Consider the following 14,375-nt stretch of genomic DNA (forward strand, 5'->3'; position numbering starts at 1 on the left):
GAGTTTCCTCCGGCCGTCAGAAACAGAAGGGTGTCTCCGGAGCGTTCGCCTTGGAACACGATCGATTTGACAATTTGATCCAACGCACAGCCCACTGCGTTTGCAGCGTCTTGCGCAGTGCGGGCGTTGTCGGTCTCGCGGATTTCGACTGGCAAGCCAGCCTGTTCCAAGGCTACTCGGACACGTTTTAGGCTTTTGCTCATGGTTTGCCCCGGTTGACCGTGGAACGTTCACTGCGCATTCTGCGTCAATGGAAAGTCGCGAAATACGCTCGGGCCCGATTGTGGACCATATCCTGTCGCTGGAAAAGAAGGTTTGGCAAGCATTGGTCGAGGGCGATGCCACATCAGATCGGGCGCTGCTCAGTGACGACTTCACCGGGGTCTACCCGACTGGGTTCGCAACAAGGGACGAACACGTCGGGCAGTTCGCTGAAGCACCAACAATGGCTGAATTTCACCTGAGCGCTGTTCGCTTGCGAATACTGACCGGTGATGCAGTTTTGTTGTCTTATCGTGCTGACTATCGGAGACCCGGAAATGCTACGGCGGAGGTCATGCTGATCTCTTCCTTGTGGGAACGGCGAGCCGGGAAATGGATCAACACTTTTAGCCAAGACACGCCTGTCGTTTGATTGACCTAAATCTGGATCGTTTGTCCCATTGACCTGATCGCGACCGGGTGCACAACCTGCGCCTATGACCGATACACTTGCCATTACCCGCTTGCCACGTCCGTTCGACCCTTCACTCGGGGCCGAAGCCTGCGCTTCCATACCCGAGCTTACACCCGAACAGGGAGAATTGATCGCAGGCGCTGCCGGGACAAGCCCATATCTCAAGGGCCTTATCGATCGCGAGGTCGAATGGATTGCGCCGGCGTTGGCAACCCCCGACGCGGCTTTAGCAAAGATTTTTCAGGGTGTTCGTACCTTGCCTCCTGATCAGTTGAAGGGCGGATTGCGGCAGGCCAAGCGCAGGCTGGCTCTTCTGACAGCTCTGGCCGATCTGTCGGGTGCATGGTCGCTCGAAAAAGTCACCGCGGCATTGACCAATTTTGGTGCACTAGCTGCCGATGTGGCCGCCAAGGCCGAGATTGCGGCATTGATTCGGCGCAAGAAACTGCCCGGCATGACCGAAGATGATATTGAATCTGCGGCGGGTATGACCATTCTGGCGATGGGAAAGATGGGCGCGTATGAATTGAATTACAGCTCTGACATCGACCTGATCGTGCTTTTTGACGAAACCCGGTTTGAACCTGATGATTTTTTCGATGCCCGGCAGAGTATGGTGAGGGCGACACGGAATTTTTGCGCGGTTTTGAGCGAGAAAACCGCTGATGGCTATGTCTTCAGAACCGACTTGAGGTTGCGGCCAGATCCCGCGGTCACACCGGTGTGCATCGCGATGGAGGCGGCAGAACGGTATTATGAAAGCCTTGGCCGAACCTGGGAGCGCGCCGCATATATCAAGGCGCGCCCATGCGCAGGCGACGTTGCCGCCGGAGAACGGTTTCTGGAAGCTTTGCGTCCCTTTGTCTGGAGGCGGCATCTGGATTTTGCGGCCATTCAGGATGCCCACGACATGCGTTTGAGAATTCGCGAAAACAAGGGAACAGGCGGTGCGTTCTCTATTCCCGGCCACGACATGAAACTCGGGCGGGGTGGCATACGCGAAATAGAGTTCTTCACTCAGACACGGCAATTGATTGCCGGCGGACGCGACCGCGACCTCAGGGTGCGCGGAACGGTTGACGGGTTGGCAGCGTTGGCGGTCAAAGAATGGATACCACAGGACGTGGCCTACAAACTGACGGGTCATTACCGGGCTCATCGCGAAGTGGAGCATCGAATTCAGATGGTTCACGACGCGCAGACACATAAGGTCCCCCAATCCGAAGACGGGATAGAACGGATCGCCTGTCTGATGGGGATAAATCGCAGCGATCTGGTCAAGCATTTGACGCAAGGGCTGACCGAAGTGCACGAGTTGACCGAAGGGTTTTTCGCCCCTGGGTCCGGTGCTGTGCCTGCGCCTGTGGATACTTTTCAGTTCGATTCAAATGTTCTGGCGCGCTGGCCAACCTATCCGGCACTCCGGTCGCAGCGGGGCGCTCGAATCTTCGAAAAACTGAAACCTGAGATTCTGAACCGCCTGTCAAAGACGGCTCGGCCTGACGAGGCGCTTGTGGCGTTAGACGGATTTCTGTCGGGTCTACCGGCTGGGGTGCAGCTCTTTTCCCTGTTTGACGCCAATCCGCAACTCATCGACCTTTTGGTCGATATCGTTGGCACATCGCATGCCTTGGCGGGGCATTTGTCTCGCAACTCTTCCGTTTTTGATGCGGTGATCGGTGGAGATTTTTTTGCAGACTGGCCGGGCAAGACTGCCTTGCAATCTGAGCTGGTCGCGGCGCTGACGGCGGAAGATGACTATGAAACCCAGCTCGACATGGCGCGCCGCTGGTGCAAGGAATGGCATTTCAGAATCGGTGTCCACCATCTTCGCGGTCTGATCGATGGCGCGACGGCAGGGCGCCAGTATGCCGATCTGGCGGATGCGGTGATCTCTGCAATACTGCCATTCGTCATGACTCAATTCGAGGCCAAACACGGTCCCGCACCAGGGCGCGGCCTTGCGGTGTTGGGCATGGGGTCGCTTGGGGCAAGGCGTATCCATTCGCAATCCGATCTCGACATGATCGTCATATATGATCCGCAGGATCAGGATTTTTCAGATGGACGACGTCCACTGGCAACTCGAACATACTATGCTCGGCTTACACAGGCGCTCATCACCGCCCTGTCGGCGCCGATGTCGCAGGGCCGGTTGTACGAGGTCGACATGCGCTTGCGCCCATCGGGAAATCAAGGGCCGGTGGCGACAAGTCTAACAAGTTTCAAGAACTACCAGCAGAAAGATGCGTGGGTATGGGAGCATCTGGCGCTGACCCGCGCGCGAGTCGTTACAGGGGAATACAGTCTGTGTCGGGATATCGAAGATTTCCGGTCCAGTCTGATATGTCAGCCGAAGGACCGGCAAAAAGCCCTGCACGAGGTTGCCGAGATGAGAACGCGTCTTGCCGAAGCGAAATCGCCTACCGGGATCTGGGACGCCAAGACAGGGGCAGGTCGTTTGCTTGACATCGAGTTGGTAGCTGAAACCGGAGCACTACTGGCAGGGAGAACGGAGAGGGATGTTCAGGCCGGCCTTGACGGTGCGGTCGCTGCCGGTCTGCTTGGTGTCGCAGATGCCCAGTCTCTGAAAAGCAACTATGACTTATGTTGGTCTGTGCAGACCGCGACACGCCTGCTTTCTGGAAATGCGATCGATACCGACAAGATCGGCGAGGGCGGAGCGGCCTTCCTGTGCCGGTCCACCGGGTTCGAGCGGATCGAAGACCTTGAGGCTGCGCTGGAGCAAAGTTATGGGTCGGCGGCGTTGCTGATCGAGACCGCAATCGGAGAGAATATGGATGCCCAGCAGCAACGATCCGAATGACCCGAAGGGGCTAATTCGCGAGGCCTATCGCATTGAAGGAATCACGTTACCCGAATGTCGTAGCATATTTCTGGATTGGGCACTCAGTCTGCCAGCTGAATTTGATCAGCTTCAGGTTTTGCGCGAACTTCATGCGGTGTATTCTCCCCAGGCGCCGGAACACCCGATGACCGAGGTCCTCAGCGACGGTTTGAGCGCAGCAAAAGCTCCAAAGCGCCGCGGCGGTTGGAAGTCGCGTCCGCGCGGACATGGCTGACAAAGGGGGCTTCCCCAGCGCGTGCAAGCGAATTATGAGGGCGCACATGACAGCGCCGCAGACAAACATCATTCGACCACGAATCCGTCTCAAGCCCAAGGCCAACGCCAACGCCCGAGGAGTTCGGCACGGGTTTCCTTGGGTCTATGTCAACGACATCGTGACAGACCGGCGAACTCGAAAGATTGCGGCGGGATCGCTCGCGGTACTGGAAGATGACAAGCGGGATCCGATCGCGCTGGTTGCGGTCAACCCAAACTCCAAGATCATGTGCCGGGTGCTGGACCGCAACATCGACGCGGTGCTGGATCCGGCGTGGTTCGAGGCGCGGCTGAGTTACGCGCTGGCCTTGCGCGAACGCTTGTTCGATGCGCCATATTATCGTCTGGTCCATGCCGAAGCAGACGGTTTTCCCGGCGTGATCATCGATCGTTTTGGCGAAGTTTGCGTGATCCAGCCCAACGCCGCTTGGGCGGAATGTCATCTGGATCTTTTTGTCGACGCTCTGGTGAAGGTGACCGGGGTCACGACTGTGCTCAAGAACGCATCGGGGCGGACGCGGGCGCTTGAAGGATTAGATGACGTCAGTGTGACCCTGCGTGGAGATACGCCGGACAAAACGTTGCCCGTTCCCATGAACGGGGCCATCTATATGGCCGACCTGACAGGTGGTCAGAAAACCGGCCTGTTCTACGATCAGCGTCTGAACCACGCCTTTGCCGCGCGGCTTGTACACGCTGAGGCACAGGTTCTGGATGTGTTCAGCCACGTCGGCGGTTTTGCCCATGCAATGCTGGCTGGTGGTGCCGCGCAGGCATTGTCCGTTGACGGTTCCGCTGCGGCATTGGAACTGGCCAGTGCCGGTGCCGGAGCCTCAGGGTTCGGAGACAGGTTCGCAACGCGGCAGGGCGATGCATTCGAAGTTCTGACCGCATTGGGTGAAGAAGGCGCGCAATTCGACGTCGTGATTTGCGACCCACCTGCCTTTGCGCCGTCGAAACAAGTGCTTGATGCCGGTTTGCGCGCTTACGAACGTGTTGCGCGGCTGGCTGCGCCGCTGGTCAAGCCGGGTGGATATCTGGGTCTCTGCTCTTGTTCGCATGCAGCCGATCTGGGGCGCTTCCGAGATGCGTCGGCGCGTGGGATCGGACGGGCAGGGCGGCAGGCACAGCTCATCCATACGGGCTTTGCGGGGCCAGATCATCCGCAGATGCCACAACTTGCCGAAAGCGGCTATCTCAAAGCGGTTTTTTTCCGGCTGTGAGGGCCGTTCTTGACACCTGCGTGATCTATCCCACGGTTATGCGCGAGATGCTTCTGGGAGCCGCCAGACTCGGTCATTTCACGCCGCTATGGTCCGCACGAATTCTCGAGGAATGGGCTCGCGCGTCGCGCAAACTCGGCGCAGAAGGCGAGGTACAGGCGCGCGCGGAAATCGCTTTGACCCGTGCAAACTGGCCCAATTCCGAACTGCCGCCTGCGCCTGGTGTGGAAAAGCGGCTTTGGCTGCCGGATGCAGCCGATATTCATGTTCTGGCCGTCGCTGTCTCAGGAGCTGCGGATGTCATCATCACCCTGAACGCGCGAGATTTTCCAAAGCACATTCTTGCCGAAGAAGGTTTGGACAGGATTGACCCGGACGCGCTGTTGCATGGCTTCTGGCGCGATGATCCCAGCGGGTTGTCACAGGTTGCTGATCGTGTTCTGACCGAAGCCAACCGTCTTTCCGGCAACCAATGGACCTTGCGTAACTTGATGAAGAAGGCCCGGCTGCCAAAACTGGGTAAGGCGCTTGTGGCGCCTTATTAACTTCGGGTTCGACGCTCAGCTTATTGTCTTCCAGCGCTGTTCAAGTTTTTCCAGCGCGGCAATACGTTCGCCGGTTTTTGGGTGGCTCATCAACCAGGCGGGCGTCACACCCGCGCGCTTTTGTGTCAGGTCTTCCAGCTTTCGAAACAAGGATTTCTGTGCCTCGATTCCGATCCCGGCCTTGGTCAGCAACGCGGCGGCATACTCGTCTGCCTCGTACTCATCCGCCCGCGACAAGCGAGAGGCCAGCAAAGAGGTCAAGGCATTTGCGATCCAGACGCCAATCAGCGGTACGAATCTATTCAGGAAAATGATCAGTACGGTTCGCAGGGCATTCTGACCCGAAAAATCAATCATTCGACGCCTAGCATGACCCAAGGCGACGTGACCCAACTCATGCGCGATGACAGAGGCCATTTCCTCTGCCGACACGTCTCCGTTGCGAAACTTGCGGTAGAATCCACGGGTTATGAATATCCGCCCGTCCGGGGCCGCGAGACCATTTACCGGGTCGATCTCATATATATAGACAGGTATCCGGGCCAGATCGAGGGCGGCGGCCAACCGATCGGTCATCCGTTTCAGAACCGGATCGGCAAGCTCGGTCGATTTGGCATCAAGCTCCCGATGCGTTCGCCAAACAGAAATTCGGTACATCACGATGGCATATAGCAAGGCCAGCAGGATCGGGGTTACTCTAAGCATGACCTAGATATGGGGCAGGCGGACAATCCCGGCAAGGCGTACTTTTGACGTCCGGAATTTGAAAAGCTCCAAATTCTTGACAATCAAAGACGTGGCCGCACAATCGATGAAAGCAATTTGTTTCGGGGAAATGGTTATGAATGTTTGGCACAGGGGCGGATGTGCTCTTTCTGTATTAGCATTGTCTGCGACAATCGCGCAGGCACAGGATCGCATTGAAATTTCGGAAGGTGCGCTGACGTTATCAGCACCATCATCGATAGACTGTTCGGAACCACCCGAATTCATACTGGAAGGCCCAGCAACGGAACTCTTCGCCGAAGACCGTTCTCCAGTGAATCGGATGGTATCACAGATGGCAAAAGGCTTGGCGCAAAGCTGTCCGGATGTTGAAGAACTGGCGGTGTCAGGCGAGGACCGTGGTGTTCAATACTCATTCACTGTGCAGCGCGACAATGGCTGGCTACTCGATCCAACTGTTGAAGACAAACCGGAGGAATCAACTGAGGAGACGGTTGCGCAAACTGCGTCTGAAGTCGAACAGCCAAAAACGGCAGGATTCGCGGAGCCCGAAATCAAGCCGGGATTGGCGATAGAGCAATTTGCAGGAGTTTTTGGACCGGTGAAGTCGGTTCGAGGATACCTGCCGCTCAATAACGACGATATCTGGTCCCGCGTATTGGCTGCTCGTGCTTATGCCGAGCACCCTGAATTCCTTCAAAACGACAAACTGGCCGTTGAGATCGCGGAACGTATGCTGACGCCGGTGGAATACCAGCAATTCCAGGGGCCGCTTGCCGGTAAACAGGCACATCAATGGTCCGTATTCGAGCGCCGGGATCTGGCCAACCGGGTGCGCACCCAATTGGCGCAGGGGCTGGATACACGTCGTCAAACCGGCCCGATCAACGTTTACCATGTGGCTGCGATTCAACTTGGGGAGTATGATTTTAACACTGGGTCGTTCCCATTGAATGGCGAACAACTACGCGGCTACAACGCGCCACGCTGGAGAAACATGCAAGTGTCGAATGCCTTTGATGGCATCGTCTTGCCGAACGAACTTGTTGCAAGCGTGGAGCAGGCGCGACAACTGGACAACTATCTGCGGCAGCGCAATGACAATCGTCTCTATCTGGCAGTTTTTGCCCGGATAACGCCAAACGTTCCGCCGTCGCTGGAACATTATGCTTCCAACCGCCATCACGTGCGCGATACGGAACTCGAACAAATCGCGCTGTTTGCCGATCCGGGACTGTCTCAAATACTGTTCGACTACACCCCGGCTTTGGCTGACCGTCAGACAATGGCGGATCAGGTCGCAGAATTTCTCTTGCGTCCGGTATCCTTCGGCGAGGATTTCGTGCGCGCGATCGGAACATTGTCGGACAGTGATGCTGTCGCGGAATATCTGGCGCAGACTTATGTGAATAGTGGCGTACAACCGAAAAAAACCGCTGCACAGGTCTTGACCGAATTCGGTGAAACCCGAGGGCCGACAATGATGACTTTCAGCGGGGCCCTTCAGGTCGGCACCTACGACCCTGTCAGGAAGGTTCTGCCAGTACAAAGTTTTAGCGTTCAAAATCAGAATTATCAGTCGCTGCCGATCGGTTTCGGTATGAGAAACACGTTTTTCCCGCAGGTTTCCGAAATTCCCATGACTGAAGAACAGGCGCGCAGATTGAGTGAGACCGTGCAGAACAATTATCAGGTCGAGTTCCGGCTCGATGCTGAAATGGTAAGTGGCAATTTCCAGAACAGCCAGCCGACAACACTCTATCTGGAAACGACGCATCGCCCGCATCGGCTTGTGCTGTTTTCCGGGCGTCAAGGCGAGATACCGGCCAAACGAGAAGTGCTTCTGGATGTTGAACTGCCCGAAAGTGGATCAGGTGTTCCGTCGTTGCTGGAAAGTCTGAGGATCGATCAATAAGGTTCTGGTCGCAATCAGCGGGTTAGACCACGCATGCCCTGTTCCAACCCGGCCAGCGTCATCGGGACCATGCGGTCATCAAAGATTTCTCGGATCATGCCAATGGAATGGGTATAGTCCCAGTATTTCTCGGGGACTGGATTGATCCACAGGTTCGACGCCCACTGCTCGCGGGCGCGTTGCAACCAGATTTGTCCGGCCTCGGGGTTCCAGTGTTCGTTGGCGCCACCGGGGTAAGCTATTTCATAGGGTGACATTGATGCATCTCCCACGAAGATGCATTTGTAGTCAGGCCCATAAGTGCGCAGAACCTCGTGCGTAGGTGTCTGTGCGTCCCAACGGCGACGATTGTCGCGCCAGACGCCTTCATAAAGGCAGTTGTGGAAATAGTAGTATTCCAGATGCTTGAACTCGGCGCGCGCCGCCGAGAACAGTTCTTCGACGACCTTGATATGCGAGTCCATTGATCCTCCCACATCCAGGAAAAGGATCACCTTGACCGCGTTGTGACGCTCGGGCCGTTCCTTGACGTCGAGATAGCCGTGCTCTGCAGTGGCGCGGATGGTTCCGTCAAGGTCAAGTTCCATCGCGGCGCCCTCTCGAACCCAACGACGCAGACGTTTGAGCGCCACCTTGATGTTGCGGGTGCCCAACTCGACTGTGTCGTCCAGATTACGGAACTCGCGCTTGTCCCAGACCTTGACTGCGCGTTGATGACGGCTTTCCTTTTGGCCGATCCGTACCCCTTCGGGATTGTAACCATAGGCGCCAAAAGGCGAGGTACCGGCAGTGCCGATCCATTTGTTACCACCCTGATGTCGGCCTTGTTGTTCCTTGAGCCGTTCGCGCAGTGTCTCCATCAGCTTTTCAAAGCCGCCAAGAGCGTCGATTTCGGCTTTTTCCTCATCGGTCAGATGTTTCTCGGCCATCTTTTCCAACCAGTCTGCAGGGATGTTGACGGCTTCCAACACCCGTTCGAATCCGATCTCCTCTAACCCCTTGAAGCTCGCGGCAAAGGCGCGGTCGAACTTGTCGATGTTGCGTTCATCCTTCACCATCGAAACACGGGCAAGGTAATAGAATGCCTCGATGTCGTAGGTAGCCAATCCCCGCTTCATTCCTTCGAGAAAGGTCAGATATTCGCGCAGCGATACGGGAACGCCTGCTTTCCTGAGATTTTCGAAGAAAGGCAGGAACATTGTGTCAAACCATGAACCTGTGGACCATCAAAGTGGCGACCATTCCCACCAATGCAAACGCAATGGCGTATCCGGCGGAATATTGGGCAATATCCGCCCGGCTACCGTTGCGTCTACGGGCAGTCAGACCACCCACGATTGCCCCCAATGCGGCCAAAGCCAAAACGATCATCTGTTCTTATCCGCCCAATCTTTTGCGAGGGTTCAAGAGTGCGATGTCTTCCATCACCGAGCGAACCTCCCAATCCGAGCCGAACCCGTAGCGCGCCCATCCAATGCTGTCCAGCCTCAGGTTGCGGGCCTGATCCGGTTTGCCGGTCAGATCCAGCGCCTCGGCCTTGAGCATCATCAGAGTGGCCATCATTGCTGCATTCTCGGCGCGGGCGGTCACGTCGATGCTGGGGTTGATCTGGCGCAGGGCCGTGGTGCCATCGCCCTGCGAGATCGCGTATGCCGCAGTCTGGGCCGCGACATAGGCACGGTGCAACTCCGTGTCCGGTGTTTGAGATAGAAAATGTAGTGCAGTACCATAATGAAGCTGCGCTTGCTCGGGGTCATCCAATTGGATCATCCGCCCGATAAGGTAATGCGGGAAGGCGCGGCGCTGATCGTTCCATCCAGATTGCTCGGCGATCACGGCAGCACGATTTGCGGCCCGGCGGCGCTGCGATGGATCGGCGTTTGGTCCCAAAGAAATCTGTACGGCCTCGATCCAACTGCGAGGGGTTTCGAAATATGTTGCGGAACGAACGAAATCGCCGTTCGGATTGAGACGGCTCAGCAGCCCCGGCAGAACCGACGCCACTTGTCCGCGCCCCATGCCACTGCGCAATTCAGGTGAATAGGTCGCGCGCAGAACAAGCATGTCGAACCCGGTCAGAACGGTATGTACATTATCGTCATTAAAGACTGAATCCGGCAATCTATAGAGATCGTTGAGTGGCCCTAATGCCTGCGCCAGTTCTTCGTGCAGGCAGTCTCGGACCTCTTGCGGACTGACGTCATAGGGAATGAAGATGCCCAGCCGCTCCCGTTTTGTCAGGGTTGACCAGTTGGTCTTGGGGCTGCGCCGGTCGCGGCGGTATTCTGCCAGGCTTGAGACATTGGGAACAACGAAACAGGCGGCCTGAGGAAGCGCGCGGTGGATCTGGTCGCGGCTGACCGCTTCGATTGTAATGTTCGCGTTGCTTTCGAATGTGCGGTGAATGTCGATTCTGGCTTCGCTGCGCAACCGTGTCAGCAAACGGTCCAGATCGGCAGTCATGGTCGGAGGCGGCGACCCGGTGACGCGTACCGTGATTGGCGTTTCAAAGCGCGTGAAAACGGGGAGTTCGCGTCCGCTTTCCAACTCGAAATGCAACGAAAGGAAATCTGCCGCAATATTGGCGTTCGACCGCGTTGGTGCTTTCGGGTGCGCGGTCGTAAAGCTTTTCATCGGCGGCAGAACACTGCTAGCTATCTGCGAGCGTGTGGCGGTTTCTTGCGGGGGAAAGGTGCTGCATCCGGCAAGGATCGTAGACAATATCAGGGCGGCGAAACGTATCATTGGCGGTTGTACCGGACGAACGGGGTTAGTTTGCCGACGCGATCATATAACTTGCGTGCAGTTTCGTTGAACTCCTGCGTCAGCCAATAGACCGACGGCGCGCCCTGCCGATCAGCCTCGGCATAGACCGCCTCGATCAGAGCACGACCAACTCCGCGTCCACGAGTTTCAGGGCGGGAATACAGGTCTTGCAGATAACAAGTGTTTTCAATCTTCCACGCGTGTCGGTGAAACAGGTAATGAGTGAGTCCCACGAGTCGCCCATCAAGCTCGGCCACGAAGCATGAGAAATCCTGAGGATTGTCCCCCAGCAGCCGCGCAAACGTGCTTTCATAGATGTCATCCGTCGCCGAAGTTTCGTAGAACACCAGATAGTCCTGCCACATCTCGGCCCATTCGGAGCGGTCCGTTGGGCGCAATTCCCTGATCAGGAGTTCACTGGTCACGCTCATATCCCCGGTTTTGGCCAGCCTGCACTGGTCTCATCGCATAGCATGGTCGCATCCTGCTCCGGCCAAGGCAAGCGGGCAGGGGTACATATATTGCGAACTCCGTCTAGCGTTGTCTTCTGGCCATAAAGGCCAAGCGCTCGAAAAGATGAACATCTTGTTCATTCTTCAACAGCGCCCCATGCAGTTTCGGCAGAGCATTGGCCCCATCGCGTTTCAGGTCTTCAGCGCTCAGATCCTCGGCCAGAAGCAGTTTTAACCAATCAAGCACTTCTGACGTCGACGGTTTCTTTTTCAAGCCTGACGTTTCCCTGATTTCATAAAATTGGGTTAGCGCTGTTGTGAGCAAGGCTTCCTTAATACCAGGATGATGAACTTCGACAATCCGGCGCATCGTCGGTTCGTCGGGAAACCGGATGTAATGAAAGAAGCAACGCCGCAGAAAGGCGTCCGGCAATTCTTTTTCGTTGTTGGACGTGATGATCACGACGGGCCGATGCTTGGCCCGAACCGTCGCGCCGGTCTCGTAGACGTGGAACTCCATCTTGTCGAGTTCCTGCAACAGATCATTGGGGAACTCGATATCGGCCTTGTCGATTTCGTCGATCAGCAAAACCACCTTCTCGTCGGCATCGAACGCCTGCCACAGCTTGCCGCGTTTGATATAATTGCTGACGTCGTGAACTTTCTCTTCGCCCAGTTGGCTGTCTCTGAGACGACTCACCGCGTCGTACTCGTACAGGCCTTGCTGTGCCCGCGTCGTGGATTTGATATTCCACTCGATCATCTTTAGCCCAAGCGCGCCAGCCACTTGTTTGGCCAATTCGGTTTTGCCGGTTCCAGGTTCACCCTTGACCAACAGGGGGCGTTCCAGTGTTACGGCGGCATTCACGGCGATGTTCAGGTCATCGGTCGCCACATATTCAGCGGTACCTTGAAAACGTGTGGTCATGAATCTCTCGTCAATCGGCTGATCAGAGCAATAGGTGATGCCATCGGGTTACTCGCGGGTGCGGCGATTTACAAGTCCGACGCCGGGTCGCATGGATCGCTCATTGGCCAGTAACCGAAGGGATCTTGATTCGGCGCACAGCGCTTTGCCTTTAGCTATGGTGCCGCAGAAATGCCAGACAAAGATCACAGAAAAACAAGGTTCTTCTGCAAGATGTCTCATATTTAGACAAGTTGATATTCGGGTCGGATTTCGCGGCGTTTGTGTAGTGACATTCCTCGTTCCGTCGGATAAACGCACCGCAGTAGGAGAGAGCCGATTGTCAGGTGAAGCAACAATGACCGACGCGTCCGGCCATGCCGAGGGAGCAGATATGAAACAGGAAGTTTTTCTGCCGGAGGACTATCGTCCGGCCGAAGATGAGCCTTTCATGAATGATCGCCAGCTTGAGTATTTTCGTCGTAAGCTGTTGAATTGGAAAAGTGAACTATTGGCGGGAAGCCGCGACACGATTGAAGGACTTCAGGGAAATACGCGCAATATTCCCGACGTTGCCGACCGCGCCAGCGAGGAGACGGATCGCGCGTTGGAATTACGCACCCGCGACCGCCAGCGAAAACTTGTCGCCAAAATCGAAGCCGCGCTGCGTCGGATCGACGAGGGCGAATATGGCTATTGCGAAGTAACCGGTGACCCGATCTCGCTCAAGCGGTTGGATGCACGTCCGATCGCGACCATGACTTTGGAAGCACAGGAACGGCACGAACGGCGCGAAAAAGTTCACCGCGACGATTGATCGCTGAGTCATCTTTGATGAATTGAACGCCGGGGCCTTTCGCTTCGGCGTTTTTTCGTTATGCCAACGGAATGGATATCACTGGATTAAGAATTTGCGTGGTGGGGGGCGGTATCGGAGGCCTTGCCGCCGCTATCGCGCTGCGAAAACGTGGCGCTTTGGTTCGGATCCTCGAACAGGCGCCGGAGATCGCCGAGGTCGGGGCCGGGCTGCAGATCAGTGCGAACGGCATTGTGGTCCTGCGTGCCCTTGGCATCATAGACGATGCGCCGCGAGCCGGACTGTGCTCCAGCGGTACCGTCGTGCGAGATTATCGAACCGGACGTCGCATCGCCAAATTGCCTGTGCCGCGCATCGGGCCTACCTATTACTTTCATCGCGCCGACCTGATCGGCTTGCTGTACGAAACGGCTATTCGGCACGGGGTCCAGATCAATCTTGGGAAAACGGTCGTGGCGACGCGGCCTGATGGGGACGGCGCAACAATCGAATTGGATGACGGCGAACAACTCGCGACTGATTGCGTCATAGCTGCCGATGGTGGCCGCAGCCGATTACGGGCCGAGTTGAACGAACAGGAAGCGCCGGAATTCACGCATCAGGTTGCCTGGCGCGCGACAATCCCCTGGAGTGAGAAACCCAAGCAGACGAACGCCAGCCTCACAATAGGACCGGGTCGCCACGTCGTTTTGTATCCCTTGCGAAATCATGCATTGATGAACATTGTGGCTGTCGAAGAGCGTTCCGACTGGCGCGAGGAGGGGTGGCGTCGGAAGGGTGACCCGGATGATCTGCGTGCCCGGTTCCATGACTTCGGCGGTGAAGTTGCCGAGATCCTGAGCGAGGTGCAGGATACGTTCCTTTGGGCTCTTTTCCTGCGCCCCGTCGCGTCCAGTTGGCAGAACGAATATATGGCTATTTTGGGCGATGCCGCGCATCCAACGCTTCCATTCATGGCGCAAGGCGCGTGTCTGGCCCTGGAAGACGCATGGGTTCTGGCTCGATCGTTCGAAAGCGCAAGCAGTATCCCGCAAGCTCTCGCGACGTACGAGGACGCAAGAGTGAAACGTGCACAAAAAGTGGTCGCGGCGGCGGCAAATAATGCGCGAAATTTCCATCTTCGCGGGCCACTACGTTTGGCTGCGCAATTGGCATTGGCAACAATTGGGCCGAGGCTCAGCCGTCGTTACGAGTGGATCTACGACTATGACGTGACCGCCTGAT

General features: G+C 56.5%; 15 protein-coding genes. 8 read left to right on the forward strand and 7 right to left on the reverse strand.

From position 1 onward, the window contains the following. Positions 1 to 203 (reverse strand): YbaK/EbsC family protein (locus AC2FNB_RS14080; protein ID WP_496747297.1); only part of this gene is annotated, 203 nt, incomplete at its 3' end. 47 nt (positions 204 to 250) lie between these two features. Here AC2FNB_RS14080 and AC2FNB_RS14085 point away from each other — a divergent pair. The 5 genes from AC2FNB_RS14085 (at position 251) to AC2FNB_RS14105 (ending at position 5,568) form a co-directional block, all read left to right on the forward strand. Further along, the gene (locus tag AC2FNB_RS14085; RefSeq protein WP_480749937.1) at positions 251 to 634 is read left to right on the forward strand and encodes a DUF4440 domain-containing protein; all 384 of its coding nucleotides are present in this window, start codon (positions 251 to 253) and stop codon (positions 632 to 634) included. A gap of 64 nt (positions 635 to 698) precedes the next feature. Continuing rightward, entirely contained in the window at positions 699 to 3,503 is a 2,805-nt protein-coding gene (locus AC2FNB_RS14090) for a [protein-PII] uridylyltransferase family protein (RefSeq protein WP_496747299.1), read from the forward strand. Beyond that, entirely contained in the window at positions 3,478 to 3,759 is a 282-nt protein-coding gene (locus tag AC2FNB_RS14095; RefSeq protein ID WP_480749939.1) for a hypothetical protein, read from the forward strand. Before AC2FNB_RS14090 ends, AC2FNB_RS14095 begins: the two co-directional genes overlap by 26 nt. Before the next feature lie 46 nt (positions 3,760 to 3,805). Continuing rightward, positions 3,806 to 5,023, forward strand: a complete 1,218-nt coding sequence (locus AC2FNB_RS14100; protein WP_496747302.1) for an RSP_2647 family RNA methyltransferase — start codon at positions 3,806 to 3,808, stop codon at positions 5,021 to 5,023. Further along, positions 5,020 to 5,568: an RSP_2648 family PIN domain-containing protein gene (locus AC2FNB_RS14105; protein WP_496747304.1), complete on the forward strand. Its 549-nt coding sequence runs from the start codon at positions 5,020 to 5,022 to the stop codon at positions 5,566 to 5,568. Before AC2FNB_RS14100 ends, AC2FNB_RS14105 begins: the two co-directional genes overlap by 4 nt. Before the next feature lie 15 nt (positions 5,569 to 5,583). Here the strand turns inward: AC2FNB_RS14105 and AC2FNB_RS14110 are convergent, their stop codons facing one another. Then, positions 5,584 to 6,273, reverse strand: coding sequence for a M48 family metallopeptidase (locus AC2FNB_RS14110; protein ID WP_480749942.1), 690 nt, complete (start codon positions 6,271 to 6,273; stop codon positions 5,584 to 5,586). A 76-nt stretch (positions 6,274 to 6,349) separates the two neighbouring features. Here AC2FNB_RS14110 and AC2FNB_RS14115 point away from each other — a divergent pair, with 76 nt between their 5' ends. Continuing rightward, positions 6,350 to 8,209 carry a hypothetical protein gene (locus tag AC2FNB_RS14115; RefSeq protein ID WP_496747306.1) on the forward strand — a complete coding sequence of 620 codons (1,860 nt, stop codon included), beginning with the start codon at positions 6,350 to 6,352 and terminating at the stop codon, positions 8,207 to 8,209. A 14-nt stretch (positions 8,210 to 8,223) separates the two neighbouring features. Here AC2FNB_RS14115 and AC2FNB_RS14120 read toward each other — a convergent pair whose 3' ends face one another. The 5 genes from AC2FNB_RS14120 to AC2FNB_RS14140 form a co-directional block, all read right to left on the reverse strand. After that, positions 8,224 to 9,408 (reverse strand): vWA domain-containing protein, encoded by a 1,185-nt coding sequence (locus AC2FNB_RS14120; protein ID WP_496747308.1) that lies wholly within the window; start codon positions 9,406 to 9,408, stop codon positions 8,224 to 8,226. 4 nt (positions 9,409 to 9,412) lie between these two features. Further along, positions 9,413 to 9,580 (reverse strand): apolipoprotein acyltransferase, encoded by a 168-nt coding sequence (locus tag AC2FNB_RS14125; protein ID WP_496747310.1) that lies wholly within the window; start codon positions 9,578 to 9,580, stop codon positions 9,413 to 9,415. Between the two features lie 6 nt (positions 9,581 to 9,586). Beyond that, the gene (locus tag AC2FNB_RS14130) at positions 9,587 to 10,954 is read right to left on the reverse strand and encodes a DUF2927 domain-containing protein (protein WP_496747311.1); all 1,368 of its coding nucleotides are present in this window, start codon (positions 10,952 to 10,954) and stop codon (positions 9,587 to 9,589) included. Beyond that, positions 10,951 to 11,406, reverse strand: a complete 456-nt coding sequence (locus tag AC2FNB_RS14135) for a GNAT family N-acetyltransferase (RefSeq protein WP_480749947.1) — start codon at positions 11,404 to 11,406, stop codon at positions 10,951 to 10,953. The genes AC2FNB_RS14130 and AC2FNB_RS14135 overlap by 4 nt, the downstream gene beginning before the upstream one ends. A 103-nt stretch (positions 11,407 to 11,509) precedes the next feature. Next, complete coding sequence (locus AC2FNB_RS14140) at positions 11,510 to 12,355, reverse strand: AAA family ATPase (protein WP_480749948.1); 846 nt, start codon at positions 12,353 to 12,355, stop codon at positions 11,510 to 11,512. Between the two features lie 373 nt (positions 12,356 to 12,728). Between AC2FNB_RS14140 and dksA the strand changes: the two genes are divergently transcribed. Both dksA and AC2FNB_RS14150 read left to right on the forward strand, forming a co-directional pair. Next, positions 12,729 to 13,151, forward strand: a complete 423-nt coding sequence (gene dksA, locus AC2FNB_RS14145; RefSeq protein WP_480750007.1) for an RNA polymerase-binding protein DksA — start codon at positions 12,729 to 12,731, stop codon at positions 13,149 to 13,151. A gap of 71 nt (positions 13,152 to 13,222) precedes the next feature. Further along, positions 13,223 to 14,374: an FAD-dependent monooxygenase gene (locus tag AC2FNB_RS14150; RefSeq protein ID WP_496747313.1), complete on the forward strand. Its 1,152-nt coding sequence runs from the start codon at positions 13,223 to 13,225 to the stop codon at positions 14,372 to 14,374. Position 14,375: the final 1 nt, after the last annotated feature.

Source organism: Ruegeria sp. BHSB058 (assembly GCF_059613285.1).